Below are 25,651 nucleotides of genomic sequence, written 5' to 3'. Positions count from 1 at the left end.
TGGTTAAAAGGTTGATGAATGCTTTTATGAAATTGGATTAAAAAACGGGTTGTAATACAGTTCCCCTTTTCTTAAAATCGGAAAAACTGGTCCCTGTGGCATTTTTAAAGAATTTACTGAAATGGGCCATGTCACAAAAACCAAGATCATATGCTATTTTTTTCATACAGTTATCAGGGTGTATAGCTTGCCGTTTAGCTTCGGCTGCAATCCTTTGCCTGATGTGATGGCCGGCAGATTGCCCTGTCAATTTTTTTACCACTTCGTTAAGGTAATTGGGGGTTACGGAAAGCCTGTCGGCATAATCGGCCACCATTTTATGTTCCCTGAAGTTTTTATCGAGCAAGCTCATGAAGTTTTGTAATATGGCAGTATTGCGCGACTGCTTGGGCGCCTGTTCCATAAATTCCAACTGACGCGAAAGATAGATGAAGAAGATTTTAAAATAGCGTTTTAATATTTCTGCACGGTAAAGGTTGTGCCTGCTATATTCCTTCATCATTATTTCGGTAATATCGTTCATATCATCAGCCAGCTCGCTGTTGATAGCAACGATCTGCGTTTGACTAAACATTTGATGGATGGGGCTATAGATAGGGTCGCGGCCATAATCATCTGCATCCAAAAACGAGTCGGTAAACGATATTACATAACCATGCAGGCCATTGCTAAATTTAAGATCATGCAACTGGCCGGGTTTAATCAGCAGTAATTGATTGGAGTTTACAGCCTCTTTTTGCAAATTGAGCCTGTAATAACCGTTGCCTGAAACTATCCATATCAGCATGAAATAGTCATTGGGAAGATCGATGCCGTTTTCTTTGATCCATTCAATAGTATGGATTTTGAAAGGAAGGCAATAAGATACTTTCTCAAAATGTAGCGGTGCAAAGTCGTTAAATTGTTTCATGGCTGCGAAGTTTAAAGCTTGTATGGCATATGCCTGCTCTCTAATTTCGTGCCGTTGTTTTTATTTTATTGATAATCAGATGTTTGTGTTATTGTTTAAGTCCTTCGACTTAACGAAATATCATCACATTGCTGTTCAAGGAGCGAAATATCGCATCTTTTATGTCACTAAACATATATCCACATGCTATCATCTGTTAGCCGGTGAGTTGTTAAAAAGATATCAGGAAAAGGAAGAAAGTTTGCCGCAGAAAAGCAGGACAGCGTGGTTAAATAAAGAGCTTAAGATTGGTGTTGCGTATCTAATATTTTGATTATTAATTATATAGGTTAATATTGCCTTTATTGTAAGAAGGTAAATGCAATATGTAATTTATACATCAAAATCCGTGTTTAATACATCGGCCGGGTTTAGTAAGTATATTATTTTTATAAGTTGAATTTGATCGCAGGTTTATCAGTGTAGAACCGTGTATGGCGAACTAAATTTGTGGGTCTTAGGCTGATCATTAAAATAATATCAAGTGAATTTCAATATAAACTTGCCCCGGTTTTATTGTAAGCTGGTACTTACAGGCTTCTTGCATTTGATACCCGTAAGCGCCCCGGCACAGCATTATAACCGTATAACTTATGATATTTTATGGACAAAAGGTAGCTTACTAATTGTTAAATGGGATTTTATAACAACAAGTGTTGTTGTACTGCTTATCATTTTAGGCATAGTTTATACCGGGTACCGGCAAAAACAACAAATCAATTACCAGTTGTGGTTAAAAGAAAAGGAGGTTATTGGGCAAAACCAGGTAGTGCAGCAACTAACTGTAGACAAAGACCGTTTGATTGATGAAAAAGACTGGCTGTTAAAAGAGGTGCATCACCGGGTTAAAAATAACCTGCAAATAGTAATGAGCCTGCTTAATACCCAGTCGGCTTTTTTAAAAAATAATGCGGCAATTGCGGCTATTCGTGAAAGTCAGAACAGGGTGCAAGCTATTGCACTGATTCATCAAAAGTTATACAGCAATTCAAGTGTAGCTTATATTGATATTGCGGTTTATATCAGTGAGTTGGTTAATTATCTTGCCGATAGCTACGAAACTCATGACCGCGGAATCAGGTTTGAACAACAAATTGAGCCTGTTAAAATGGACGTTGCCCAGGCTATACCTGTTGGCCTTATGCTTAACGAGGCTATCACCAATGCTATTAAATATGCTTTTCCGAACAAACGGGGGTATATAAACATTTCGCTCGGAACACTTGATGATAATAATATCATGCTGACTATAGCCGACGATGGTATCGGGTTGCCCCAGGGTTTTGATATTAAAGAAACTTCATCTTTGGGCATGGAAATGATGAAGGCGCTAAGTAAGCAGCTTGACGGTAGTTTTAAAATGGAAAATAACAATGGTGTAGTAATCACGCTTATTTTCCGGGCCGAAAGAAAGTTCGGGAACATCGAAAACGAAAATTACCCCGCACGGTTTTAAAGGGCTATATGTAATTTATACTACTGAAACCATAATTAGTACATTGATTTAGGGGATCCCCAACCCGAACTTTACATTGTTAAACAGCAGTTAATTATTCAATATTAATTAATTGTACTGATAACACGTAAAGCCTTCACTATGAAAAAGTTTATTTGTTTCGCGGTAGCTTTCTTTACAAGTGTATTGATGTTTGCAACAACAGGGTTGTTTATTAAACTCAATACAAGTTTAATGGAGCCGCTGGTACCAGCCAAATTTTTCGTCATAGTGTTGTATGTTATGTGTGCGTTCAAATTTGCTTTACTGGTTATCATACTCATGCCTGACAAGCCCTTACTTAAACTAACAGGTTTGGGTTTTATATCGGCCGATATTGCTTTTTTAATCCTGAGCAACATTCTCAGTTTAACGCTAAGTATTCCGGTATCACTTGTTGTGGTGCAGGCTTTACTGCTGCTTTTTTACATGGCCTTGCAAGGCCCTTTTTGGCTTTACAAAGGCAATGCAGCTAATAACACTATTGAAAATGAACTTATAGCATCACCTGTTTAATGGATATTGATATGCACCATGATGATGAACAATTGATAAACCTCATTATTGATCTGCAGGATCGGGGTTTTAATCATGATTTTGTTATTGAGAATGAACATATCAGGTGCCTGCAATATAATGAGCTCATCTCACCCGATGATTTTGAGATACTGGAAACGTATCACTGCAAATCATCCGGTAAAAACAATGAGTGCAGTTTGGTGTACGCAATCCGGGTAACCAACTATGAGATGAAAGGCATATTGATGAGCGATTACAAATCGTACATCAGGGGGATGTCACTGAGGTTATGGTCGAAATTTAATAGTGTAATCAGGTTAAATCTATCAATGATAAAATAAAATACAAGAAAACAGATCCAAATGAACAGGGAAATCAGAAATATGGAAAACAGGATGGGTGTGGTACCTGAACCTACCATAGGAGCGGTGTATATAGGTAACTGGAAAATTCAGCTCAAATCAAACAAGGTATCCTTTTGCCCGCGGATGCGCAAGATCCTTGAACTATCAAAAGGGTATGACGAAAAAATTGATCAACTTTTTGGCTTGGTTAAGCCTGCACAATTGAGCGGACTGATCCATGAGTTTAAGGTGGCCTGTTTTAATGGCACCAAATTTGAAAAACAGGTGCAAATTGTAACTCCCTGCGGCAGTGAAAAATGGATCTTGCTTACAGGAGTTTTATACTCAAGAAGGTGGGGTACTGCCGAACAAATGATTGGCACCATTGAAGATGTTACCCAGAAAGTTAACGAGGAATGCCTGAGCATGGCTATTGTAAACCATGAATTGCGTGCTCCTTTAACCATAATTAAACTCAATACGCAGTTCCTGATCAATCATTTGGGGCACAGCATTAATAAACAGCCGGTTAAATTATTAACCATGGTTGACCAGCATATTAACGGGATGACCAAATTGATTGATGAATATTTATCGCCCTCAACCAGTGATGACAGATCTGCACAACTCAATTTTAGTTTATTTGATATTAATGACCTGGTTGAGACCGTGCTTGGAGAAATGAGGATCCTGTACCCCGGGCACCGTTTTTGCAAATACCCTGCTACGGATGGCATTTTAGTTAGGGGCGATAAATACAAGATCACACAGGTATTGATCAATTATATAACCAATGCCGCCAAATTTTCGCCGCCATGCTCGCACATTAATGTCAATATTGACCGCAATGAAAATGATGTTGAAGTATCGGTGCATGATCAGGGTGTAGGCATTAATGAAGAAAACGGCCAGGCGTTGTTCCAAAAATTTTACCAGTGCAACCAAAAATCGGTAAGGCAAAAAAACAGCAAAGGTTTGGGCCTGTATATTGTGAAAAATATTATTCAAAAACATGGTGGCACGGTAAAGGCCGAGAACGGAAAAGATGGCGGGGCCGTATTTTCTTTCAGTCTGCCGCTTAGTCAGCAAAGTAAATTTAATACTACCGGGCAGGAGGCGGTGAAATTGATGGCTTAAACGGTCATGTTTAAGTAAGGAAATAATAAAAGATAAAAACATCTTTTATTATTGATTGAAATAACTACTTTTGCTTTATAAAAGCAATGGGAATATTTTCAAAAACATGTGAGTATGCGGTGAGGGCAGTATTTTTTATAGCCCAGCACACCGCCGATGGCAGTAGGGTAGGTATAAAGGAAATAGCCGTAAACATTGATTCGCCCGAACCTTTCCTGGCCAAGATCCTTCAGGATTTAAGCAAGAGGGGCATCATTCAATCGGTAAAAGGGCCTAATGGCGGTTTTTATCTTGATGCACAAAGCCTGGCCCGCCCACTGTCAGATGTGATAGAAGCGGTTGACGGTGGGGGGATATTCAGGGATTGCGGTTTAGGACTGAAAGAGTGTTCATCAAAAAATCCCTGCCCTTTGCACCATGATTTTTTAGAGGTAAGGAACCGCCTGCAAAACATGCTTGAATCTATCACCATAGGCCAGTTCAACGAAGATCTGAACCTGGGAATAGTAGTACTGAAAAAATAACCCAACCCGCCAAAAAGGTTACAGGCGCGTTCAAAAATCATTTAAAGTTTTAGCAAATAAATTATTGAAGTATCAAGACAGTAAATTTAAAAGATAAAAAGGTATTAATATATTTTATATGAAACTCAAAATCTACTTAACCCTTAGCCTTATTGGCCTGCTGCAGTTTTCCCCCCGAACAGCAGTATATGCTGCCGATGTATTGAAGCCCGATCCCGCCTTTAACACCGGCGTCTGCATCATTATTGCATTTACCATTTTCTTTTTGTTGTTACTGCTGGTTTGGCTTATTCGTTTGGCCCGCGGCCTGAAAGAAGATGAAGCAGCACAGGAAAAACACGGCGATAAATGGATCTTCAGGCAAATAAACAGTCTGGATGCCCGGCAGCTTGATCAGTTAATAAGCCGCAGAAACAGCCGTAAAAAGGCCATCGGCAAAGCAAAGGGCGGCCATAACGGCTTTACAGCTGTTATGGTGTTGCTGCTTTTGCTTTCATCATTGGAGGTAAATGCTCAAACACCTGCGGACGGCAAAAATATATTAACCAGTCCCGGTATGATCATTATGCTTACGCTAATTTTTATCCCGCTGGTGATAACCGTTTTTTTGGTGGCTTTAAAAATCCGCAATCTCGCTATGAAAACGCGCTACAACAGGCTGAACAGCGAAGCGCGTGAACTTGCCAATATAGTTGATAATGATGATGGGGTGTATGATGATCTTATTAAACGCAAGCACGCGCTTAATTACCGGTTAACCAACAATGAGCTTGCCGGTAATATCGGGCCCGAAGACGCAAAAGGAATCTTGTTTAATGTTGATGAGGTTCATGGTCCGCGGTTCTTTGCTGCCAAACGTAAAGCAGCCCATAAACATCAAACCGATCCCAGGCTAATAAAGTTGATCATGTGGTACCTGGGTACCGCCACGCTTTGGCTGGTGCTGGGCACTTCGGTGGGTGAGTATATCGGTATCAAGTTTGTTTCGCCGGATGCCGACCATATTAGCTGGCTGAGCTTTGGCCGTCTGAGACCGGTACATACCAATATGGTTTTCTGGGGATGGTCGTCAATGGCCATGTTAGGACTCGGTTACTATGTGGTATCTACGGTTAGTAATACTGCAGTTTACAGTATTAAGTGGGGATATTACTCGCTCGTGCTCATGAATGCTGCCATTGTTTTAGGTAGTGGCATGCTCATGGCCGGCATCAATAACGGCGGCGGCGAATACCGCGAATATATTTGGCCGGTGATGGCACTTTTTGCGGGCGGCATTGTAGTGAGCCTCGCCAATTATATTCAAACCATAGCACAGCGCAAAACTAAGGAGATCTATATCTCCAACTGGTATATCGTTTCGGCCATGATGTTTTTAACGGTGATCGTAACCGTTGGTTATCTGCCCTTTTACCAGGATGGCCTTGGCGAAACTATTGTGCAGGGTTATTACATGCACCAGGCCGTAGGTATGTGGTTCATGTTCTTTAACCTGGGGCTGGTATATTACTTTTTGCCGCAGCAGTTAAATACGCCTATATACTCCTACAGTTTAGGGATCCTGGCGTATTGGTCGCAGATTTTGTTTTACACGCTGATAGGTACCCATCACTTTATTTTTAGTTCGATACCATGGTGGCTGCAAACCGTAGCTATTGTGGGCAGTATGGGTATGCTGATACCGGTATTTTCGGGCACAACCAATTTTATCATGACCTTCAGGGGCAACTTTAATAAGATAGGCCGGAGCTATACGCTGCCGTTTTACATAGTTGGCATCTTGTTTTACTTTACAGGTTCCACACAGGGCACGGCCGAAGCATTCAGGGAAACCAATCTCATCTGGCACTTTACCGATTTTACAACAGCACATTCGCATATTACCATGTATGGTATTATTGCCTTTTTTCTTTGGGCAAGTATTTATACCATAGTGCCAAGGCTTACCGGTAACGAACCGAAGCAAGGTTTGGTTGGTGCGCATTTCTGGATGGCATTGATAGGTGTATTGTTTTACACCATTCCGCTCATGGTAGGTGGTACTTTGAAAGGTATGGCCTGGCGCGATGGGAAACCATTTATTGATAGCGTGGTGCTGATGGCTCCTTACTGGTTATGGCGTGCCATTGGCGGCTCGCTGATGTGGGCCTCACACCTGGTGTTTGCCTGGAACATGTATGTAATGTTTTCGGGCCATAAAAGCGATCCCGATATCAGGAAGGAAGTTTTTGAGAAACTAAATGCTATACCCGTTAACGCCGAAATCTGATAGCCATGGAAATCTATAATAATCATAAAAAACTTTTTACTGCCGCGTTATGCTTCTTTGTGCTGCTCACATTTTTTGTGGTGATAGGGCCGGCATTTACCAGCCAAAATAACAATGCACCATTGCCAGGCAGTAAGCCGCTGAACCGGCTTGAAACCGAAGGCAAGGCGGTATTTATTGCCGAAGGATGTGTGGCCTGCCATACCCAGCAGGTGCGTAATGTAGATATGGACAAAGTTTGGGGAGCCCGCCCCAATATAGCTGCCGATTACGCTAACATCACCCGCACTGATGTTTGGCGTAACACGGCCACACTCATGGGTTCCGAACGTACCGGCCCCGATTTAACCAACGTAGGCATACGCCAGCCAAGTAACGACTGGCATTACCTGCATTTGTTTAACCCAAGGTCGGTAGTGGCGGAGTCTGTTATGCCTTCATATGAATGTCTGTTTGAAATTAAAGATTATGCCTGGCCAAATGATGTGGTAGTTAATGTACCTGATGATTTTAAAAAAGGTATAACCGGCAAAATAATAGCTACGCATAAAGCAGTAGCGCTGGTAGCTTACCTGCGATCGTTAAAGGAAGTTACCCTGCCCGATGGCAAACCGGTACCAATATTCCTGTACGGGAAAAGTGAAGCCGAAAAAGCTGCTGCAAATACACCCGGCAAAGGCGCAGCCGCCAAGCCACAATTTGATGGTGCAGCACTTTACTCCACCAATTGTCAGTCATGCCATCAGGGAAACGGAGAAGGCCTGGTTGGTGCTTTCCCGGCGTTGAAAGGCAGCAAGATAGTGCTTGATGATAATCCCGAGGTGCAGGTGACTATAATCATGAAAGGTTATAATGGCCGTGTAAGTGAGGGTTACGGTATAATGCCAGCCGTGGGGACAAATAACAACCTGAAACCTGAAGAGGTAGCCGCCATTGTAAATCATGAACGCAGCAATTGGGGCAACAACTCCAAGAAGGTAAACGCTGATGATGTGAAAAAGATCATTGCCTCGTTTGGTAAACCCGAAACAATAGCTGCTAAAAAGTAAAGATCAAGATCCCCAAAAGATGAAAAAATATATCATACTGCTGCTCATGCTCATCCTTAAACTGGATGCTATCGCCTGCGAGGCCTGTAAAAAGCAACAACCCGGCGGTTTTGGAGGAATAACCCACGGCGCGGGTCCTGATAGCAACTGGGATTATCTTATTGTATTTGTAATGGTAGCGATTACGCTGTACGTGCTGGTAGCAACCATCAAATGCTTTATAAAACCCGGTGAAAAGAATGAAGAACACATTAAACGGATGATTTTAAACGACCTGAAGCCATGAGAGATCAAAGTTTTGTAACCCTGTTTATTGATGAAGACCCGAAACCGATAGGTGAGTTCCCGGCACCTGTAACGTTTGATCTGGATACCCGAAAACTGACCGACGGCAACCATGTGCTCAAAGTTGTGAGTAAAGACCACCAGGGTAAAGAAGGTATTAAGCTGATCCCTTTTGTGGTGCGTAATGGCCCGGCGATCGCCATTGAGGGTTTAAAGAAAGACGAAATTGTTGAAGGTGTATTGCCCCTCATGATTAATGCTTACGGCAAAGGCGATCAGAAAACCTTTATGCTGGCGGGCAGCGAAACCCCGCAAAGTATCCCCTGGTGGCTGGTGGTAGGGATTATCCTGTTTGTAGCATGGACTGGATATTTCATTATTACATCGCTGGCAGTGAAGTTGTAGGAACCTCACCTAAATCCTCTCCAAAGGAGAGGACTTGGATTAGCAAATTGGAGATGTTTTTAAAGCCCTCTCCTTTGGAGAGGGTTGGGTGAGGTGCCGCGTTAGGGATAGTAGCGGATACCGGCCCATGTGCGCAATGCCTGCAGGCGTATGAGCGGATAGCCCGGGCCGAAGGTAACGCACTTGTGGAGAGGTTAGTAAAAAGGTGTCATTTCGATAGAGCATGGGTGGGAAAGAGCGTAGGAGCGAAAGAGAAATCTTATACGATGTGCAAAGTAAACCTGCACGGCTGCCAAACAGAATGTATGAGATTTCTCACTATCGTTCGAAATGACAATCTTTTTTAAGTATTAGAATAACATATAATAATGAACGATATACAAGATATAACATCAATCAAGCTACTGGTTGATGAATTTTATACCAGGGTGCGGCTTGATGGGTTATTGGGGCCTGTTTTTGCCGAAGTAATAAAAGACGACTGGCAGCCGCACCTTGATAAAATGTACGCTTTCTGGAACGCCGCTTTGTTTGGCGTTCCCGGATTTAAAGGTAATCCCTTTGCCCGACATGCGCCGCTACCTATCGGTAACGCTCATTTTGACCGCTGGCTGGAACTATTTAAAGATACCGTTGACGCACACTTCACCGGCCCCATGGCTAATGATGCTAAAAACAGGGCTGGTTTAATGGCCGTAATGTTTATGAGTAAACTGGCCAACATGAAAGGCGGACCGGGCAAGGTTATCATGTAGTGGATGCGCATTAATATTATATCTGTGTTTGGAAGACGATTGCTGCGCGATGGAACGTGCGATTCCCTCCACAGGGAGGGTGTAGGGAGGGGTTTCATCAATATGCTTACTCACTTGAAAGGAGCATAACCCCTCCCTTCCACTGCACTTACCAACCGCACCCCTCCCGAAGGAGGGAACGAAAGAAAAGCTATCAAATACTTAAAATCAAATGCAATGAAACAGCTTCAAACAAACGAGCACTTCCAGGTGGTTAAAATTGAGTTCGCCGCAGGCGCAAATATGAAAAGGCATATAGCCACATCAGATGCTTATATGATTGTGGAAGACGGAAATGCCCTGCTCATATACTCTGGCGAAACGTATGAGCTTAGCAAAGGCGAAACTTCCCTGATACCGGCCAATGAGCAGCACATGCTTAAAATAATAGATGATTTCAAAGCCTGGATTGTATTAGCGAGTACTGCGCAGATCAAATACCCCGAAGCCGATAACATTTACATTAATTAATATGATCATAGAACAAGTGCGCGAGCAAATGCCATTAGCCGCAGGGCCGGTGGTTAAAATATTAAAACAAAGCGATAGCTATAAAATGATGGTCATTGGTCTGAAAAAGGGTGCGGTTTTAAAAGAACATAAAACCGCCATACCTGCCAGGCTGATAGTTACCGAAGGCCATGTAACCTATAATGAGCAGGAACGCGCGGTTGATTTGAAACGCGATGCTGATTTTGAAATACCCGTAAACGTGCCGCACAGCCTGCTTGCCCTTGAGGATAGTATTTGCCTTTTAATACAAGGCTAACGGGCGCGGCAATTAATGATAAATATATACTGTTAAAACGATGATTACTAAAGAACAAAAAGAGTTGGTAAAGGCTACAGTGCCTGTATTGAAGGAGCATGGAGTATTGTTAACTACGCATTTTTACAACCGGATGTTTACCCACAATCCCGAGCTTAAAAATGTATTTAACCTGGGTAACCAACAAAACAGCAAACAACAAACAGCCCTTGCTATGGCCGTGCTTGCTTATGCCGAGCATATCGAAAACCCTGGAGTATTAATGCCTGTGCTTGACGGTATTGGGCAAAAACATACCAGTCTTGATATCAGGCCCGAGCATTACGCTATTGTTGGCGGGCATCTGATTGCCTCAATCAGCGAGGTATTGGGCGATGCAGCTACTTCAGAGCTGTTGGAAGCATGGACTGTTGCTTATAACCAGCTGGCAACTATCATGGCCGGCCATGAGCAAAATTTATACAGCAAACAGGTAGCAAAAAAAGGCGGCTGGACCGGCTGGAGGCCGTTTGTAGTAAAACAGAAGGTAAGAGAATCGGCGGAGATCACTTCTTTTTACCTGTATCCTACTCACGGTGGTGCTGTGCCTGATTTTACTCCCGGCCAGTTTTTGAGCGTGCGTTTGTTTTTGCCCGAACTTAATTTATTGCAACCCCGGCAATACAGCATCTCAAGCGCGCCTAACAGCGAGTATTACCGTATTTCGGTTAAACGCGAAACAGGTACCGAGTTGCTTGCTGATGGTATGATCAGTAACCGTTTGCATAATTTTGTTAATGAGGGCGATATCATTGAGGTATCGGCACCGGCAGGCGGCTTTGTGCTAAATGGTGATGGCGACCATCCAATAGTTTTTATCAGCGGTGGTGTTGGTCAAACCCCACTGATGAGCATGTTGGAAAGCCTGATCAAAAGCGGCAGTAAGCGGCCTAAAACCTGGGTTCATGGTTGCCGTGATAAAAATGTGCATGCCTTTAAAGAAGTTATTGAACATTGGGAAGGCGAAAACGAGGAAGTTAAAAAGCACATTTTCTACAACGAAGTTGAGGAAGGCGTATCTGACAATTTATATGAGGGTTGGGTTGACCTGAACCAATTAGGCGATGAGATTTTTGAACCCAATACCGAGTACTACATTTGCGGTCCGGCTGGGTTTATCGAGCTGCATTACCGCGAACTGGTTAAAAAAGGTATCGATAAACAACTGATCCATTTTGAAGAGTTTGGTCCGCAAACTTTGCAGTTGAATTAAAACAGGATTGCTATTTCATGCTGAAGCCATTTATCTCTTAGATAAGCTGCCTCAGCATGAAATGGTTATTCTCTATATCATTATCCTTTCTTCAGCGTTACTATCGCCTGGTTGGGTTGAGCCTGATACAGTACATAAGTACCTTTTTCATCTTTAGTTGTACTAATCTTTTTGCTTTTTGAACCCTGGATTACCATTGTGCTTGTCCAGCTTGGTGATACATAAGTTTTGAGCGTTAATGGCAGATAATACATTTTGGCATCAAGGTTATGACTTACTTTAACCTGTATGGCGTTTCCTACCGTTGAAGCTACAGCTTTGCCGTGCTCACGTTCGCGCATATAACGGGTTACATCGCCAAAGGTTGCTACCCAAAGCTTATCGTTTTTGCTTTTGATGTATTGAAAATATTCGTCAAGCAGGGTGCTGGGCAGGGCTTCGTAACCCATGCCATCAATACCATGGAAAACCAGTACCAGCCAGGTATTGCTATGGTTAAGCGTGGTATCAACCCAAAGCTTCATCATAGGTAGTGGTGTTTTGGTAGTTGCGCCGCGCTGCCATTGAATGTAATCTTTATCTGTTGAACCAGGTGATTGTTTACTGGCGCGATCAATCTCTTTTAGCCATGGCTCGGGCATGCGGTTACGCAAGGCGGGGTAAATTTTTAACGCATAGCTCATCACCCTGTCGTTTTCAAAACCGTAAGGGCACTCTGCCGAAAAGGTATGTTTAGGGCCAAGCTGTGCAAGGATATCAGCTTTGCTTTTTTCCAGTTCCCAAAGCAGGTTGGGCTCGTCAAGACCGGGCATGCTGGGGTGGGTAATAGAGTGACTGGCAAACTCATAACCCTCGGCGGCGTCTTTCCTGAAATCGTCCCAGGTTGAGCCTATAGATTGTTTAAACTCATCATTGGGTTCGTAGCCTGGTTTCAATTCGCCGTTGCGGGCTTTGGCATAGATATCATCCAATACCTTGAATGCTTTTTCCTTTTTACCGCTATCATACAAACTTCCTGCCTGTGTATGTGAGGCGATGGTGCCCATGTAACCCAGGTATCCGGCCGCCGAGCATCGTTCAAAAAAGTTTTGATCATTGGTAGGAGCCGTTGCCGATTCTTTGATAATCTCCTTTACGGGTCGACCTATAAATTTTCCATGGTATTTGGATCCGGGAATAGAGCCGGTAATAATGAAAAATGTGGCCGGCATTTTAAGGTGCTCCATCACGGGCAGGGCTTTTCTGAACTGGTTCATGGAGCCGTCATCATAAGTAAGGGAAACGGCCCCGGTTTTGCCATATTGCCATTTGGTTATTTCGGTTGTGCCCGGTTTGGTTTGTGCATTGCTTTGTAAGCCTTGCGAGGCAATGAGTGCTGTGAGCAGCAGGGTTTTAACTGGTTTGTAATTGGTGGTAAGCATAACTAAAATTAACTTTTTAAATTAATTTACAAAGTAATATTGCTGTTTCAATTGGCTGGGTATGAGGTGCCATAAAGGAGGCTGTATTATAAACCAATTGACTAGTCTTGGTGTTATGTCACCAATAAATTGAAATTTGGCCGATATATTTATACAAAAAAGGGGGTTAACACTTTTTTTGCAAAAAAAACAATCAACTGATTGACTGTGAGGTAATTATTAAAAAAAAATAGCACTAAATTGTGTTAACCCTGTTAACCCCCTTTTGTCAGTAGAGTTAATCCCAAATTATCGCTTAAATATCCGGATAAGTTAGCAAAAAAGCCCGGAGCTTTTAACCCCGGGCCATTGATGTGATAAAAACTTAGGTATTAAACTTTCTTAAAAATGCTTGATATATAGCCAACTTCGGCACGTTCAGGCGCGCGGTCGATGTAAATTTGCCTGTCTTGCGGTGCCCATGTTCCCAAGCCGTCAACGTATCGGTTAAACATGCAGAAAGCAGCTGCTATCAATACAGTATCGTGGATCTCTTTATCATCGGCACCTTGTGCGCGGGCCGCTTCAATTTGTTCAGTCGTTACATGTTTGCCGCCTTTTTGTACGCTGCCGGCAATGGCTAAGAGCGCTTTCATTTTGGGTGAAAGGTCGGTCGCCGAAAAGTTAACTTTGATAGCGTCTATCTCATCAATGTTGCAGCCGAGGTAATACCCGGCTACAGCGCCATGTACGTTCTGGCAAAAGAAACAATCGTTAAGGTAGGATACATAAGTGGCTATCAGTTCACGTTCGCCGCGGGATAAGGAATTGTTATCATCGCGAAGCAATTGCTCGGCAAGGGCGTTTAACGGTGCCTCTGTTTCCGGGCTGTAAAACATCAGGCCACGGATGCCGGGCAAATCGTTATTTAATTCAATATGTGCCATAATATCAGGTTTTAAATTAATGCTGTGGTTGGGGTAATACATAACCTTTTGCCATACGTTTTCCCATTTCGGCATAAGCTTCCGGATCGGTAGGAGTAAGGCTTGCAAGTCCATCTACATAGCGGTTAAACATGCTGAAGGCGGCGGCTATTAATACTGCATCGTGAATTTCGCGGTCGGTGGCTCCCTCTGCACGTGCTGCATCAACATCCTCTTGTTTTACCTCTTTGCCCAGGATCTGCACCTTGCCTGCAATATTTAACAATGCTTTTAGTTTGGCGCTGATCGGCGCGTCGGTCATGTCGCGCAATACTTCGTCCACAATCAGGGCGTCATCCTCATACAAACAACGGGCGGCGGCAGCGTGACTGCTATAGCAGAATGTGCAGTTATTACGGTATGATACATAAGTGGCTATCAGCTCACGGTCGGCCGGACTTAAGGTTGATTCTCCGCGTAATAGTACTTCGGCCAGTTCATATAAATATTGACCGGTTTCGGGCCTGAACATTACCAGCGAACGGATGCCCGGAACGCCTTCGGGTACATTGATGTGTGCCATATTTTTATTTAGTGAGTTATTGAATTAGTGATTTAGTGAATTAATTTTTATGTGTTTTTGCTTTTGGCTTTAAGCCTTCAGCTTTTAGATCCTTCGACTTTCTCCCGTACAAATAATACTACCACCAGACCTATGATAAATACCAGCGAGAAGATGAACAGCGCATTGCCGTAACCGCCAAGTGAAGACACCAGTACACCTACGAATAATACTGCCGTGGCTGTGAATATGCGGCCTATGTTGAAGCAAAAACCTGTAGCTGTTGCTTTAATACCGGTTGAAAACAATTGCGGTATGTACGCTGATAATACACCCTGGCTTGCGCCGAAGAACAAGGCCAGTATGGCTATCTCGATATAAATGGCGGGACTGAATGTGTTATTGGTTTTAAATAGGACGAATGACATGCCTGCGCAAACAGCAAAACAAATGATCATAGAACGCCTGATGGATAACAAGTTCACCAGCCAGCCCGAAAAGAAACCGCCTGTCAAGCCGCCCATACCTAAGCACATCATGCTCAGTCCGCGTTCTTTAGCGGCATCATGATCGGTAATTAGGCTTTGCACCCAGGTAGGCAGCCATGAAAATATGGCCCATAAACCTATTAGCATGGTACCAAAAGTTAAGGAGCCTACGATGAGCTCGCGGCGATGGCTTTTGGAGAGCAGCTTATTTAAAGGGTTTTCGCGGTTGGCGATAGCATTGCGATAATTGAGCCAGTTTTCAGATTCATTCAGTATCAGCGCGCCTATAATGGCCAAAGTAAGCGGGATTACCCCGACCAAAAAGCCAGATCGCCACGATGAAACGATGAGGTTAATTACCCCGGCAGAGAAAATGCCTACAGGAAACGCAATGGAAAGGATCCCGATAACCACGGCCTTGCTCTTGCTGGGCCAAACCTCGCTTACCAAAGTTATGGAAGTTACTAAAACCCCACCAACACCAAAACCGCTGCAAAAGCGGCAAAGCAATACACCCCACCAGGTTGGCATCAACCCGGTTAAAATGGTAAATACACCATAGCTGCCAATAGCCAGCAGCAAGGCTTTTTTGCGCCCCATTTTATCGCTGATAACGCCCCAGGTAAAGCCGCCAAAGGCCCATCCAAAAATGAAGATGGCGTTGATATACCCGCTGATGGCGTTAATTTCATCCGCAGGAACCGTTCCCTGAAGGTCTTTTACCACAACGGGCAGGTAAACCGACATCAGCGTTGACACGGAACCTCCCAACGCAGTACTAAAAAAGCAGATCGCGAACAGCACTACCCTGTAGGCGGCGCTGAGGCTTGTTTGAGGTTTTGCAACCTGACCATCAATTGTTAAAGTGCTCATGTTGTTTATTTTAAAAGGTCATCAAATACTATTGATACATAATAAATGGCGCCGATTGCCGGCGAGCCGTACGATTGGTATACTTTATTGTTGAATATATTGCTACCGCCCAGTTTGATGGTCGACTGGAGCTTTGGTAGTTTTTTGCTAAACTGAAGATCAACTAAAGAGTAAGCATCTACACGGCCCGGACGGGTGCCGTTAAAGGTTCCATACCAGTCGTAAGCAGTTTGCCAGTGCCATGCCGCGTTGAAGCCGAAATCATTGATCACATTACTGTTGCCAAATGTTGCGTTTGTGCTCCATTTAGGTGTGTTAAAGGCTGCAATGTTATTAGGATTAGCATTGCGGAGGTTAAACACCGATAAGGTTGCATTACCACCCACAGCGTAACCGCCATTGAGCAGGTAAGTTAAACCCGCGCTTGCTCCCTGGGCAGATACCTTATCAGGCGCGTTGGTGTACAACTGGAATGCGTGCACCTTGCCGTTAGGGATATCAGTTGCAGAGGCTGTGGTCACCTGTCCATCAGAACCAAGAATTGGGTTGCTTGGTTGGATCACAACTGTGTTCAGGATAAAATTGTTGTAGCTGCTGTGGTAGTAGTTCAGGTCGATCAGTAATTTATCCATGATCAGGCCTTTGTAACCTAACTCAAATGCTTTTTGCTGTTCGGGTTTGATATAGGCTACACTGGCTTTTTGAAGCAGGCTTTTATTTTGTTCAACTGCCTGAGGGAAAGGTGTACCGCTTTGTACGGCCTTGCCAAACGCTGCGCCAAAGGCACTCACCGATGATGAGGTGAACGAGTTTTCATAAACATTCAGGCCTTTGCTGTTATTAGGCGCACCTCCCAAAATGGTGATAGGCCCTACGTTAAGATGAATGAACTGATCAACCGGGGTTGGGTTCCTGAAGCCGGTTTGGTATGATGCCCTGAAGTTGGATGTTTTATCAACGGTATACACCGCCGAAAAACGAGGGGTGAAGCTTCCTTTAAAGTTCTCGTTTTTATCATAACGGATAGAGGCCGTTAGTTTCAGGTTATCGTCAAACAGTTTTTTTGCTGCCTGTACAAAGGAACCGTATTCTTTGATAGTTACGCGTTTATCTTTATCATCAAACAAACTGCCGTTAGTAAACATCCTGTAATCGCGGAAGCTGCCGCCGGCTAAAAGCTCAAATACTTTGATGGCACTGGTAAAATCATACTGGCCTTCTGCATGGTAAAACTTACTGTTACTGAAAACGCCTGCACCACTCAAGCCGTAGTTGTGGATAGATGCATTCTTGGCGTTGTTGAATTCTGCAGTACCCGGTAAAAAACGGCCCTGGTCGGCAAAAGTTCTTGCTGCGGAATTGTTATTAGGAGTAACGCCGCTTACTGTGCCGTTAAATGCTGCGGCATAACGGGTAAACCAGGTGTCATCGGCTTTATCCGGGGTAACTGTGTTACCGTTGAGGTCTTTTACCCAGTCGCGGTTAATGAATTGGGCCAGTGAGCGGGTGTTGTATGAATCGTGTGAGTTTTCTTCAACCGAATAGCCACGGATAAAGAAGTTGCTGCCTTTTAACTCAACTCTGTGGGTTTGTAAAACAAAGTTATTGAGGTCGAAACGACTGCTACCGGTATAGCTTGCAGTACCGCGACCATAGTTGTATTGGTAGATAGCTTCCAGGTTATTGCTGAAGCGGTATTGTAAAGCACCGTTCAGTTTCAGGCTGTAAACGTTATAGTTCATCAGGTCTTTTTCTTCATAACCTGTCCTTGAAACCAAACCAATACCGGGTAGAGTTTTGGAAACCTCATCGCCATAAATATTAAGCGCGTCACGGCCTGGATTATTGGGGCCACGTTGGGCGGCAGGGGTTGAGGCGCTTACATCAGTATAATTATCTGCATACCAATCGCGACCGGTGAGGTATGATGCATTGATTTTAAATGCGAATTTATCATTGAACGCCTTAGCATAGCGGGCCGCAAAATCATACAAACCCTGTGGTTTTACAACCGATTCGCCAAAGTGGTTCAGTCCGCTTTTAACCTGCAGGGTTAAGCCCTGGTATTTGAATGGATCCTTGGTTTTAAGTGAAAGCAGACCATTAAATGCAACAGGGCCATATAATGCCGAAGCTGCTCCCGGGATAACTTCCACACTTTCAATATCAATATCCGAAGCGCCGAAAAGGTTACCTACTGAAAAATTTAAGCCGGGCGTCTGATTGTCGACGCCATCAACCAGTTGTAAAAAACGACTGTTTCCTGTACTGTTAAAACCACGGGTATTGATCTGTTTGTAAGTTAAACTGCTGGTAACCGATTCAATACCTTTTACACTTTGTAATCCATCGTAAAAAGTAAACGATGGGTTGTCCTTAATGGCCTTAAGACTCATTTTTTCGATACTCACCGGCGATTGCAAAATGCTTTGGTTGATACGGGTAGCAGAGGATACTACCTCGTTAAGTACAATAGCCTGTTGGGTTAGCTTTATACTGATGTTATTGCTGGCAGATGTTACCTGGCTTTCCTGTACTTCAAAGCCTACAGCTGATATAACAATAGTAAAGGGAAGCTTTAGTTTATTGGCATTCAAAGCATAATTACCCTTTGAATCGGTAATGGTACCGGTAAGCTTTCCTTTAACGGTGATACTCGCGCCGGACACAGGCTTGCCGGTGGCTGCATCGGTAATGTTGCCCGTTACCTTTACTTCCTGGGCAAACAGGTTTATGGATGTGAGCAGTAATACAAATAATAAAAGTTTTTTCATTGTGATTGGGTTTTACTTTAAATAGGGATTAGGATTGTTTTTTTAAATGATCATAGCCTTGCGGCAGGCGGGTGTAGCCATGGTTAACCAGGCGTTCGGCCAGCACATTATAGTAACCGGCATCGGCGGGGAGGGCGGTGGCCAGTCCATCAACATAGCGGTTATAATAGCAAAACAGGGCCGCAATCAATACGGTGTCATGAATTTCAACATCGGTAGCTCCTACAGCTTTGGCGCGGTCAATAGCTTCGGTTGTTACATTTCGGCCGTTTTGAGCGGTTAGTTTGGCAATGGTAAGCAAGGCCTTCATTTTTTCGGTAACCGGAGCGGTTTCAATGTTTTCCTTTACTTTTTGCGCTGTTTCTGCTTCGCCGGCCAGCAGATCGGCGGCGGCGGTGTGTGCGGTAGTGCAAAAGGTGCACTGGTTGTTGTGCGATACTACGGTGGCTATCAGTTCGCGATCAGCTTCGGATAAGGTTGACGGGCCGCGCAACAAAAATTGCGTAAGGTTACGGATAGGTTGTGCCGGTTCTTTGGCATACTCCAATAAGCCGGTAATGCCCGGCAAATGGCTTTCAAGGGTAATATAAGGCATAAATAATTAGTTGAATGTTTGTAGGTTGGGGGAAAGGATGTACCTGTCCGGAGATTATTAACGCTATCGATATATAGTTGTTCTCATAGCCCTTGAGCTACTAATAAACTATCGGCAGAAATAAATAATAACACAGCAGCAGAGTGGTACAACCACTACCCAAAAAATGAATTAAAACAGGGAAAAAGATCAGCAAACGGCCTTGGGCGGTTGCTCCGGGATATCCTGGTGAGCAGGAATTAACTGTTGAACGGGGTGAACAACAATTTGTTGAGTATATTTTATTGGACAACTAAACTCAAAGTACGCAAAAGTGAAATTGAGGTTGTCCTGCATTGTTATTTTACCAAAGGGCACATGCTCTTTTTGCGGTACCGAGTTCTCTTTTACATCCTTAGCGTTAATGATGTTTTTATCGGCCAGGCGGGTGGTTGCATAATTAGGTATGCACATTAGATAAATGGCATGCCTTGTTACGCGCATTTTTTGATAATTGTAACTGTTGTTGCCAAACTGGATCTGTCCGTGAATGTTCTCGTAGCTTTTCCAGTCGGTTATGCCGGGCATATTGGCAGGGATAACTATCTCGGTAAGGTCATTTACATTGTAAAAGCCTTTGGCGGTTTGCTCGGTAAAGTATCTGTTGCTTTTGTAAACCAGGAATTGATGTAACGCTACATGCCCGCCTATATTAAGCAGGTGAATGCTAAGCAACATCAGAGCGACAAGTTTTTTCAATTGGTTTACGAACAAAGGTTACCTAAAAATGCTGTTTATAAACGTAGTATCCAAATTTATTTAGAATTATTATGCGTAAGCATAGCCTGTTTTCTTTATCCGTTATCGATTATAATTAAAAGTTTCAATAACCCTTTTTGTTGATTGGATTTTCGGCTTAAAGAATGTCCGGTTCGCGGTATGCGATGTCCGGCTCGGATAGTTAGTGATAGGACTCCAGTCGATATCAGGGTATCTTTGAGTATACAAAAAACAAAAACTGTTTAAATAAACAACACAATGGAAACTATTAAAAATTCAGCTACCGATAAGATCAAGGTAATCGAAGGTATCTCAGCTAATAAAATCGAAAAAGTATTATATACCGCTAAAGTTCGTACAGTTGGCGGCCGTGATGGCGGTTCGTCTGTAAGCAGCGATGGTCAATTGGATATCAAACATTCAACTCCCGGCACTCCTAAACCAGGTACTAACCCCGAACAATTATTTGCTGCCGGCTGGTCAGCTTGTTTTGAAGGTGCTATCGGAATAGCTGCTGCTAAAAAAAGGATTGTACTCCCTGCCGAACTGGCTATTGACGCCGAAGTGGATTTGGGTATTACTACCGGTGCTTACTTTTTACAAGCCCGTTTAAATGTAAGTCTGCCAGGTCTGGATGTGGATGTAGCCAAAGCTTTGCTTGAAGAAGCTCACCAAACATGTCCGTATTCTAAATTAACTCACGGTAACATCAATGTTGAGATCAACCTGGTGTAAAGCCCCCTCCGCCCCCTAAAGGGGGTACTTTAAAGAAAGCAAAAAAGGCCTGCTCCAGTAGTTTGGAGCAGGCCTTTTTTGCTTTCTTTAAACCCGGACTTCCGAAGTTTTTAAAACTTCGGAAGTCTTCTCCGCCTTTGTTATTTCACTTTCTGATGATAATAAGACGTTTAGGCCGCTCAAATATCAATGCTCTCGCCTATGGTTGGTAAAAACAGCTTTAAGCCTGCATGTTCAAATTGTTTTATCGCTTCATTTTTATCTATTTTAATAAAGCCAAAAGTATCATAATGAACGCCTAAAACCTTATTGGCCTTAACAAGCTTAGCTGCTTCAATGGCATCATCAACGCCCATGGTCAGCATATCTCCAATGGGAAACACAGCGAAATCAAGATCAACCCACTTAGCCACCAGTTCCATATCCAGTGTAAGCCCGGTATCGCCGCTGTAATAAAGATTACCATCATCGGTTTTTAAAGCGTAGCCGCAGGCTACACCGGCATAGCTGCCATCAGGAAAGCTGGCCGAGTGCTGAGCGATGAATGATTTTGCAGTACCAAAATCAAAGGTTACCTTACCACCCGGGTTTAAAGGATGAACATTTTTAACGCCTTTCTTGTTGAAGTAATCGTAAACCTCATAAATACCCACAACCATAGCTCCTGTGCGGTTTGCTATAGTTTCCACATCCAAAATATGATCATAATGACCATGGGATACAAAAATGTAATCGGCTTTAATTTCATCAATGTTGATGTCTTTAGCCATTTCGTTGCCTGTAATAAAGGGATCGAACAGGATGTGTTTACCTCCGGAAACCACCGAGAAGCATGAGTGACCGTAATAGTTGATTTTCATTGGTTTGGTTTTTATGTTAATGATGATTAGTTTAAAAGCGGAGTTAAGGCATTTAGGACTGGCATTGACAATAGCTTAAAATGATCATAGGCTGTACGGCTAAATTTACCTGTTACATTGTTTATTTTAGGATATAGAAATGTCATATTTTTAAACATGATCGTATCGGCCGAAGAATAAGATGTGTACTGAGCGGATTTTTCGTTAAGACCAAACAGAAGGGTAGTTTTCGCTTGATTTTGCTTATCCGCAGAAGCCCCCGGCAGCCTGAAATCTGATGGTAATTGCGAAGAATTAGAGCAGCCAATTTTAGATGAATAGTTATGCCCACCCGAAGGCAGGTTTATTTTAAAAGTAAATGCCCGTTCGGTACAGTTTAATTCATTTGCCTGGGCATAAGCACCTATACTTAAAAGTGTTGTTATGCAAATTAACAGGAGTTTTTTCATGATGGTATTTGTTTAAAACAGCATCGGCCCTGCAAAAGGGCCGATGCTGTTTATATTAGATGTATTTATTTTCTGCTGGTTTTTTCTTCTTTCCTGGTACGCAGATCATTTCACAATCCTGCGGGTTACGCTCAAACGGCGCCCTTGTAAGAAATGATAATGAGAACAGCGAGATGAAGCCCATTAATAACCGGCCTTGTTTCAACTTGCTCATAGTTTTTGAATTTATGATTATCAATATCCTCTTGATAAATGTGATAAAGAATCGTTTTAAAACAGGAGGCACCTACGGAGCCAAATCTTTATTTGGAAGGCTCCGGCGGAGCCCCTGCGAGTTTTTTGTTAAAACGATTTTTGTGATCAGAAGGGTAATTGCTGAACTTTTATATTTTTGTTACTACTTCACCAGCTAAAACAGCTTTTGTTGCGGTTAAAACTTCGCCTTTGGCTTTGTCCTGAATAAACCCAATAACTTCCCAGCCTTGCGGAGTAAACTCTTTAGGTAAGTTGATGACGGTTTCACCTTTCTTTGCCTGGTTTAAGACGACTGTTTTTAGATCGCGAACTATCTGGGTGTGGGATAAAGTTCTGCCTTCGTTTTCACCTTTGGCAACTTTGCTAATGGTCGATTTTTGAACGATAGCTATCAGCAGATTTCGGTTATCAGTATTACCGGATAACTCATAGTTTACAGTTAGCTTATCACCATTTTGTTGCGCCTGAAGAGAAACTTGTGCGGTTTGGGCAGTTGTTAAAGCGCTGGAAATAGCCTCGCGAAGTACAGGCTCATCCGAACCTACCAATTCGGTTTTGCCGTTAACAACAACCTGCGGGGTATAAACCTGGGCATTTAAATAAGCGCTGTATTCCCGCTGGCGTTTTGAAAACATAGCATTGCTGAATACATCTTTCCAGCCAAGGCTATTCCAGTAATCAACATGATAAGCTAATATGTAAACAGGTTTATCCTGCGACTCTTTTTGGATCCGGGCCAACAATTCATCGGCCGGCGGGCAGCTTGAACACCCCTCTGAGGTAAACAATTCAACCAGGGCAAAACCTTTACCAGGAGTATCGGCGCTTACAGTTTTAACTGAATCTATTTTACGGGCGGCATATGCGGCAGTAGCAAGCGCCAGTGCTACCGCACCAACGCAAAAGCTTAAAATTTTTAACGTTTTCATATCTTTCGATTTTTAATGTATATCAAAATTAGCCTTGAAATAGGCACTAAAACAGCATAAAAAAGCCCAACCGGACATATTGATAGTTCAGTTGGGCGTTTATTAAGTCGAAAGTCTTAAGTACTAAGTATTGAGTCAGTCGGGAGTCTTTAATCTCAAGTTAGAAGTCATTTTTACTTTCTACTTAGAACTTATGACTTCAGACTTAGAACTTAAGACCTAGCACTACCTGTTCTCGAGCCAGCTTAAAAATACCGGCGCTTTTTCTTTATTGATGAGTAATTTTTCGGGAGTAGGAATTGTCAGTTTCACAAACAGTTTGCGCATAAAATAATGTTCAACTTCTTTTATCGCACTGAAGTTCACAATGTATTGTCTGTTCAGCCTAAAAAACTGTTCCTGTGAAAGCTGACCGCTGATCTGATCAAGCGATTGGTTAACAACATACTCCTGCTGGTCAAAAGTCATAATGGTTGACAGTTCGTTACGAATGTAGAAGAACGCTATGTTGTTGGAAGCTATGGTGATATACTTATTGTTTTTAAATACCAGGAAGCTTTTTTTACCGGCAGGAGGTGTAACCTGCGATAACAGGCTGCTGATATCAGGCGCTGAACCCTGCTGAAAGAAATTCCGAAGCTCATCTACCTTTTTAAAAGCATCGGCAATATCTGCTTTGGAGAAGGGTTTGAGCACATAATCGACGCTGTTGGCTTTAAAGGCCTCCAACGAGTATTCATCAAAAGCGGTACAAAAAATAATAGGGCATGATACTTTTACCGATTTAAAGATCTCAAAACACAAACCGTCCGAAAGCTGGATATCCATAAAAATAAGATCGGGCTGCCTGTTTTCAGAAAGATAGGCAACCGAACTTTCAATACTCTGCAGTTTGGCAACAATTTTTGAGTGCGGCCTTAACTCTAATATGATACTTTCAAGCGAACGGGCCGCCTTTAGTTCGTCTTCAATGATGATAATGTTCATGAATAATAGGTAGTTTAACTTTGAATATTTTATCCTCAGCAATGATCTCTATTTGTTTATCAAGCAGGTGATCATAACGCAAATTGATATTCCTGAGGCCAACACCTGTTGATGGTTCTTCAAAGCGTTTGGGTTTTATCTCATTTTCCATAACAATGTTGTCGCCCTCAGCATATAGCTTAATGTGCAGAGGATGGTCCAACGATACTACGTTATGTTTAATACAGTTCTCTATCAGCAGTTGCAATGTAAACGGTGGGATCAGTGTACCGCGATATTGATCATCAATAGTATTGGTGAAAATGAAACCATCCTCAAACCGGGCTTTAAGTAAAAAGTTATAAGCATCCACTATATCCAGCTCGTCCGATAAATGAACAAGGTCTAATTTTCGGCTCTCCAGGGTAAAACGATAAAAATTAGAAAGCTTAAGTATAAAATCTACCGAGTTTTGGTCGCCGGTTTCAACCATGGCTTTCAGGGTATTAAGGCTGTTGAACAGGAAGTGCGGGTTAATCTGTTGTTTAAGCAGTTCGTATTGTGCGCCAAGGTTATCGGCTTTTATGCATTCCAACTCAACGCTAACCTGCTGGTTTTGATAGTTTTGGTAAAGCAGGTTTATCAGCATATAAAATACCAGGTTGATCAGGATGCCCCTTACCTCAATCATCAGCATCACGGGGCCGAAATTTAAATGCGTTAAAATAAGTTGCTGTATGTAGGCTAAAGCCAGCATCACGCCCATACCTATCACCAATGTGGTAAGCAGCCTGGAATAAGAAATGCTTTTGTTTATTTGTTTATTGTTAGACGGCTGCGGCAGCGTATAAATATTATAATACCATACAAACAGTGAAAACGCAGCGGTAACTCCTGAGTTAACTGCTGCTTCGGCGGGTTTAAAATGCCGTTCGGCTATTTGAGGAACGGAGGCCAGCAGACCAAGGAAAATTGAACTGCTCCATATTATTCCGGAAGAGATTTTAAATGTTGTGTCTTTCATTTATTGCAAAGATTTGCGGAAATAAAATGGTTGCCGGGCAAATATAAAGTTAATTATGGCCTGTGGCTTAAATCTGTTGTTGCGTTACTAAAAGCCACACGAAACTTTAGTTTGTTTTGACTAAACGCCCCAATTATTTCCGTTTGCTGCCAATATATAACAGGTTTTAATATAAAAATAGAGGTTTATGGGACAAATGGACATTTTATCGCCTGAATCAGACATTTTAAGCCGCGAATATTTCTGATATGCAAACAGCAGAAGA

28 protein-coding genes are annotated in these 25,651 nt (G+C 42.8%); 14 read left to right on the top strand and 14 right to left on the bottom strand.

Translation table 11 applies throughout. The annotated features are described in order from the left end of the window. Nucleotides 1-37: 37 nt before the first annotated feature. The gene (locus ACEN9X_RS02915; protein WP_413668982.1) at nt 38-910 is read right to left on the bottom strand and encodes an AraC family transcriptional regulator; all 873 of its coding nucleotides are present in this window, start codon (nt 908-910) and stop codon (nt 38-40) included. 523 nt (nt 911-1,433) lie between these two features. On the opposite strand from ACEN9X_RS02915, the gene ACEN9X_RS02910 reads away from it, so the two are divergent. The 13 genes from ACEN9X_RS02910 (at nt 1,434) to hmpA (ending at nt 11,791) form a co-directional block, all read left to right on the top strand. Then, nucleotides 1,434-2,405 (top strand): sensor histidine kinase, encoded by a 972-nt coding sequence (locus tag ACEN9X_RS02910; RefSeq protein ID WP_413668981.1) that lies wholly within the window; start codon nt 1,434-1,436, stop codon nt 2,403-2,405. Between the two features lie 141 nt (nt 2,406-2,546). Next, nucleotides 2,547-2,960, top strand: a complete 414-nt coding sequence (locus ACEN9X_RS02905) for a hypothetical protein (RefSeq protein WP_413668980.1) — start codon at nt 2,547-2,549, stop codon at nt 2,958-2,960. Further along, the gene (locus ACEN9X_RS02900) at nt 2,960-3,304 is read left to right on the top strand and encodes a hypothetical protein (protein WP_413668979.1); all 345 of its coding nucleotides are present in this window, start codon (nt 2,960-2,962) and stop codon (nt 3,302-3,304) included. The genes ACEN9X_RS02905 and ACEN9X_RS02900 overlap by 1 nt, the downstream gene beginning before the upstream one ends. Before the next feature lie 21 nt (nt 3,305-3,325). After that, entirely contained in the window at nt 3,326-4,444 is a 1,119-nt protein-coding gene (locus ACEN9X_RS02895) for an ATP-binding protein (RefSeq protein WP_413668978.1), read from the top strand. An 86-nt stretch (nt 4,445-4,530) separates the two neighbouring features. Then, nucleotides 4,531-4,968, top strand: a complete 438-nt coding sequence (locus tag ACEN9X_RS02890; RefSeq protein ID WP_413668977.1) for an RrF2 family transcriptional regulator — start codon at nt 4,531-4,533, stop codon at nt 4,966-4,968. Between the two features lie 118 nt (nt 4,969-5,086). After that, a complete protein-coding gene (locus tag ACEN9X_RS02885; RefSeq protein WP_413668976.1) occupies nt 5,087-7,237 on the top strand; it encodes a cbb3-type cytochrome c oxidase subunit I in 2,151 nt (716 codons plus the stop codon). Nucleotides 7,238-7,242: 5 nt separating this feature from the next. Beyond that, the gene (locus tag ACEN9X_RS02880; RefSeq protein ID WP_413668975.1) at nt 7,243-8,286 is read left to right on the top strand and encodes a cbb3-type cytochrome c oxidase subunit II; all 1,044 of its coding nucleotides are present in this window, start codon (nt 7,243-7,245) and stop codon (nt 8,284-8,286) included. A 19-nt stretch (nt 8,287-8,305) separates the two neighbouring features. Further along, on the top strand, nt 8,306-8,572 hold the full coding sequence (locus ACEN9X_RS02875) for a hypothetical protein (RefSeq protein ID WP_413668974.1): 267 nt from the start codon (nt 8,306-8,308) through the stop codon (nt 8,570-8,572). Further along, the gene (locus ACEN9X_RS02870; protein WP_413668973.1) at nt 8,569-8,976 is read left to right on the top strand and encodes a cytochrome C; all 408 of its coding nucleotides are present in this window, start codon (nt 8,569-8,571) and stop codon (nt 8,974-8,976) included. Before ACEN9X_RS02875 ends, ACEN9X_RS02870 begins: the two co-directional genes overlap by 4 nt. 368 nt (nt 8,977-9,344) lie before the next feature. Then, nucleotides 9,345-9,731 (top strand): group III truncated hemoglobin, encoded by a 387-nt coding sequence (locus ACEN9X_RS02865; protein WP_413668972.1) that lies wholly within the window; start codon nt 9,345-9,347, stop codon nt 9,729-9,731. 216 nt (nt 9,732-9,947) lie between these two features. Beyond that, a complete protein-coding gene (locus ACEN9X_RS02860; protein WP_413668971.1) occupies nt 9,948-10,241 on the top strand; it encodes a cupin domain-containing protein in 294 nt (97 codons plus the stop codon). A gap of 1 nt (nt 10,242) precedes the next feature. Then, entirely contained in the window at nt 10,243-10,539 is a 297-nt protein-coding gene (locus ACEN9X_RS02855; RefSeq protein ID WP_413668970.1) for a hypothetical protein, read from the top strand. A 40-nt stretch (nt 10,540-10,579) separates the two neighbouring features. Next, the gene (gene hmpA / locus ACEN9X_RS02850) at nt 10,580-11,791 is read left to right on the top strand and encodes an NO-inducible flavohemoprotein (protein WP_413668969.1); all 1,212 of its coding nucleotides are present in this window, start codon (nt 10,580-10,582) and stop codon (nt 11,789-11,791) included. Between the two features lie 80 nt (nt 11,792-11,871). On the opposite strand, the gene ACEN9X_RS02845 is transcribed toward hmpA, so the two are convergent. The 7 genes from ACEN9X_RS02845 to ACEN9X_RS02815 all read right to left on the bottom strand — a co-directional run bounded on the left by ACEN9X_RS02845 (nt 11,872) and on the right by ACEN9X_RS02815 (nt 20,147). After that, the gene (locus ACEN9X_RS02845) at nt 11,872-13,212 is read right to left on the bottom strand and encodes a polysaccharide deacetylase family protein (protein WP_413668968.1); all 1,341 of its coding nucleotides are present in this window, start codon (nt 13,210-13,212) and stop codon (nt 11,872-11,874) included. Between the two features lie 371 nt (nt 13,213-13,583). Then, entirely contained in the window at nt 13,584-14,138 is a 555-nt protein-coding gene (locus ACEN9X_RS02840) for a carboxymuconolactone decarboxylase family protein (RefSeq protein ID WP_413668967.1), read from the bottom strand. A gap of 16 nt (nt 14,139-14,154) precedes the next feature. Next, nucleotides 14,155-14,700, bottom strand: a complete 546-nt coding sequence (locus ACEN9X_RS02835) for a carboxymuconolactone decarboxylase family protein (RefSeq protein ID WP_413668966.1) — start codon at nt 14,698-14,700, stop codon at nt 14,155-14,157. 77 nt (nt 14,701-14,777) lie between these two features. After that, a complete protein-coding gene (locus tag ACEN9X_RS02830) occupies nt 14,778-16,040 on the bottom strand; it encodes an MFS transporter (RefSeq protein WP_413668965.1) in 1,263 nt (420 codons plus the stop codon). Between the two features lie 5 nt (nt 16,041-16,045). After that, the gene (locus ACEN9X_RS02825) at nt 16,046-18,814 is read right to left on the bottom strand and encodes a TonB-dependent receptor (protein WP_413668964.1); all 2,769 of its coding nucleotides are present in this window, start codon (nt 18,812-18,814) and stop codon (nt 16,046-16,048) included. 28 nt (nt 18,815-18,842) lie between these two features. Beyond that, nucleotides 18,843-19,409, bottom strand: coding sequence for a carboxymuconolactone decarboxylase family protein (locus tag ACEN9X_RS02820; RefSeq protein ID WP_413668963.1), 567 nt, complete (start codon nt 19,407-19,409; stop codon nt 18,843-18,845). A gap of 189 nt (nt 19,410-19,598) precedes the next feature. After that, nucleotides 19,599-20,147 carry a hypothetical protein gene (locus ACEN9X_RS02815; RefSeq protein WP_413668962.1) on the bottom strand — a complete coding sequence of 183 codons (549 nt, stop codon included), beginning with the start codon at nt 20,145-20,147 and terminating at the stop codon, nt 19,599-19,601. Between the two features lie 279 nt (nt 20,148-20,426). On the opposite strand from ACEN9X_RS02815, the gene ACEN9X_RS02810 reads away from it, so the two are divergent. After that, a complete protein-coding gene (locus ACEN9X_RS02810) occupies nt 20,427-20,903 on the top strand; it encodes an organic hydroperoxide resistance protein (RefSeq protein ID WP_413668961.1) in 477 nt (158 codons plus the stop codon). Between the two features lie 179 nt (nt 20,904-21,082). On the opposite strand, the gene ACEN9X_RS02805 is transcribed toward ACEN9X_RS02810, so the two are convergent. The 6 genes from ACEN9X_RS02805 to ACEN9X_RS02780 form a co-directional block, all read right to left on the bottom strand. Further along, on the bottom strand, nt 21,083-21,763 hold the full coding sequence (locus tag ACEN9X_RS02805; RefSeq protein WP_413668960.1) for a metal-dependent hydrolase: 681 nt from the start codon (nt 21,761-21,763) through the stop codon (nt 21,083-21,085). A gap of 26 nt (nt 21,764-21,789) precedes the next feature. Beyond that, nucleotides 21,790-22,212, bottom strand: coding sequence for a hypothetical protein (locus tag ACEN9X_RS02800; protein WP_413668959.1), 423 nt, complete (start codon nt 22,210-22,212; stop codon nt 21,790-21,792). A 55-nt stretch (nt 22,213-22,267) separates the two neighbouring features. Then, nucleotides 22,268-22,426, bottom strand: coding sequence for a hypothetical protein (locus tag ACEN9X_RS02795; protein WP_413668958.1), 159 nt, complete (start codon nt 22,424-22,426; stop codon nt 22,268-22,270). 169 nt (nt 22,427-22,595) lie between these two features. Continuing rightward, nucleotides 22,596-23,396, bottom strand: coding sequence for a DUF1223 domain-containing protein (locus ACEN9X_RS02790; RefSeq protein ID WP_413668957.1), 801 nt, complete (start codon nt 23,394-23,396; stop codon nt 22,596-22,598). A 225-nt stretch (nt 23,397-23,621) separates the two neighbouring features. Further along, nucleotides 23,622-24,383 carry a LytR/AlgR family response regulator transcription factor gene (locus ACEN9X_RS02785; RefSeq protein WP_413668956.1) on the bottom strand — a complete coding sequence of 254 codons (762 nt, stop codon included), beginning with the start codon at nt 24,381-24,383 and terminating at the stop codon, nt 23,622-23,624. After that, complete coding sequence (locus tag ACEN9X_RS02780) at nt 24,364-25,386, bottom strand: sensor histidine kinase (RefSeq protein WP_413668955.1); 1,023 nt, start codon at nt 25,384-25,386, stop codon at nt 24,364-24,366. Before ACEN9X_RS02780 ends, ACEN9X_RS02785 begins: the two co-directional genes overlap by 20 nt. Between the last annotated feature and the right edge of the window lie 265 nt (nt 25,387-25,651).

It is taken from the genome of Mucilaginibacter sp. Mucisp86 (assembly GCF_047324315.1).
GTDB lineage: Bacteria > Bacteroidota > Bacteroidia > Sphingobacteriales > Sphingobacteriaceae > Mucilaginibacter.
The sequence above is the reverse complement of the archived record's forward strand: the minus strand, read 5'-3'. Positions and strand labels throughout refer to the sequence as shown.

Bases quoted from the DNA above. Each gene is read 5' to 3' on its own strand.
- ACEN9X_RS02885 (WP_413668976.1), top strand. From the start codon at position 5,087: ATGAAACTCAAAATCTACTTAACCCTTAGCCTTATTGGCCTGCTGCAG.
- ACEN9X_RS02790 (WP_413668957.1), bottom strand. From the start codon at position 23,396: ATGAAAACGTTAAAAATTTTAAGCTTTTGCGTTGGTGCGGTAGCACTG.
- ACEN9X_RS02840 (WP_413668967.1), bottom strand. From the start codon at position 14,138: ATGGCACATATTGAATTAAATAACGATTTGCCCGGCATCCGTGGCCTG.
- ACEN9X_RS02905 (WP_413668980.1), top strand. From the start codon at position 2,547: ATGAAAAAGTTTATTTGTTTCGCGGTAGCTTTCTTTACAAGTGTATTG.
- ACEN9X_RS02875 (WP_413668974.1), top strand. From the start codon at position 8,306: ATGAAAAAATATATCATACTGCTGCTCATGCTCATCCTTAAACTGGAT.
- ACEN9X_RS02800 (WP_413668959.1), bottom strand. From the start codon at position 22,212: ATGAAAAAACTCCTGTTAATTTGCATAACAACACTTTTAAGTATAGGT.
- ACEN9X_RS02785 (WP_413668956.1), bottom strand. From the start codon at position 24,383: ATGAACATTATCATCATTGAAGACGAACTAAAGGCGGCCCGTTCGCTT.
- ACEN9X_RS02810 (WP_413668961.1), top strand. From the start codon at position 20,427: ATGGAAACTATTAAAAATTCAGCTACCGATAAGATCAAGGTAATCGAA.
- ACEN9X_RS02845 (WP_413668968.1), bottom strand. From the start codon at position 13,212: ATGCTTACCACCAATTACAAACCAGTTAAAACCCTGCTGCTCACAGCA.
- ACEN9X_RS02820 (WP_413668963.1), bottom strand. From the start codon at position 19,409: ATGCCTTATATTACCCTTGAAAGCCATTTGCCGGGCATTACCGGCTTA.
- ACEN9X_RS02915 (WP_413668982.1), bottom strand. From the start codon at position 910: ATGAAACAATTTAACGACTTTGCACCGCTACATTTTGAGAAAGTATCT.
- ACEN9X_RS02890 (WP_413668977.1), top strand. From the start codon at position 4,531: ATGGGAATATTTTCAAAAACATGTGAGTATGCGGTGAGGGCAGTATTT.
- ACEN9X_RS02835 (WP_413668966.1), bottom strand. From the start codon at position 14,700: ATGGCACACATCAATGTACCCGAAGGCGTTCCGGGCATCCGTTCGCTG.
- ACEN9X_RS02870 (WP_413668973.1), top strand. From the start codon at position 8,569: ATGAGAGATCAAAGTTTTGTAACCCTGTTTATTGATGAAGACCCGAAA.
- ACEN9X_RS02860 (WP_413668971.1), top strand. From the start codon at position 9,948: ATGAAACAGCTTCAAACAAACGAGCACTTCCAGGTGGTTAAAATTGAG.
- ACEN9X_RS02865 (WP_413668972.1), top strand. From the start codon at position 9,345: ATGAACGATATACAAGATATAACATCAATCAAGCTACTGGTTGATGAA.
- ACEN9X_RS02805 (WP_413668960.1), bottom strand. From the start codon at position 21,763: ATGAAAATCAACTATTACGGTCACTCATGCTTCTCGGTGGTTTCCGGA.
- ACEN9X_RS02855 (WP_413668970.1), top strand. From the start codon at position 10,243: ATGATCATAGAACAAGTGCGCGAGCAAATGCCATTAGCCGCAGGGCCG.
- ACEN9X_RS02900 (WP_413668979.1), top strand. From the start codon at position 2,960: ATGGATATTGATATGCACCATGATGATGAACAATTGATAAACCTCATT.
- hmpA (WP_413668969.1), top strand. From the start codon at position 10,580: ATGATTACTAAAGAACAAAAAGAGTTGGTAAAGGCTACAGTGCCTGTA.
- ACEN9X_RS02880 (WP_413668975.1), top strand. From the start codon at position 7,243: ATGGAAATCTATAATAATCATAAAAAACTTTTTACTGCCGCGTTATGC.
- ACEN9X_RS02830 (WP_413668965.1), bottom strand. From the start codon at position 16,040: ATGAGCACTTTAACAATTGATGGTCAGGTTGCAAAACCTCAAACAAGC.
- ACEN9X_RS02795 (WP_413668958.1), bottom strand. From the start codon at position 22,426: ATGAGCAAGTTGAAACAAGGCCGGTTATTAATGGGCTTCATCTCGCTG.
- ACEN9X_RS02780 (WP_413668955.1), bottom strand. From the start codon at position 25,386: ATGAAAGACACAACATTTAAAATCTCTTCCGGAATAATATGGAGCAGT.
- ACEN9X_RS02895 (WP_413668978.1), top strand. From the start codon at position 3,326: ATGAACAGGGAAATCAGAAATATGGAAAACAGGATGGGTGTGGTACCT.
- ACEN9X_RS02825 (WP_413668964.1), bottom strand. From the start codon at position 18,814: ATGAAAAAACTTTTATTATTTGTATTACTGCTCACATCCATAAACCTG.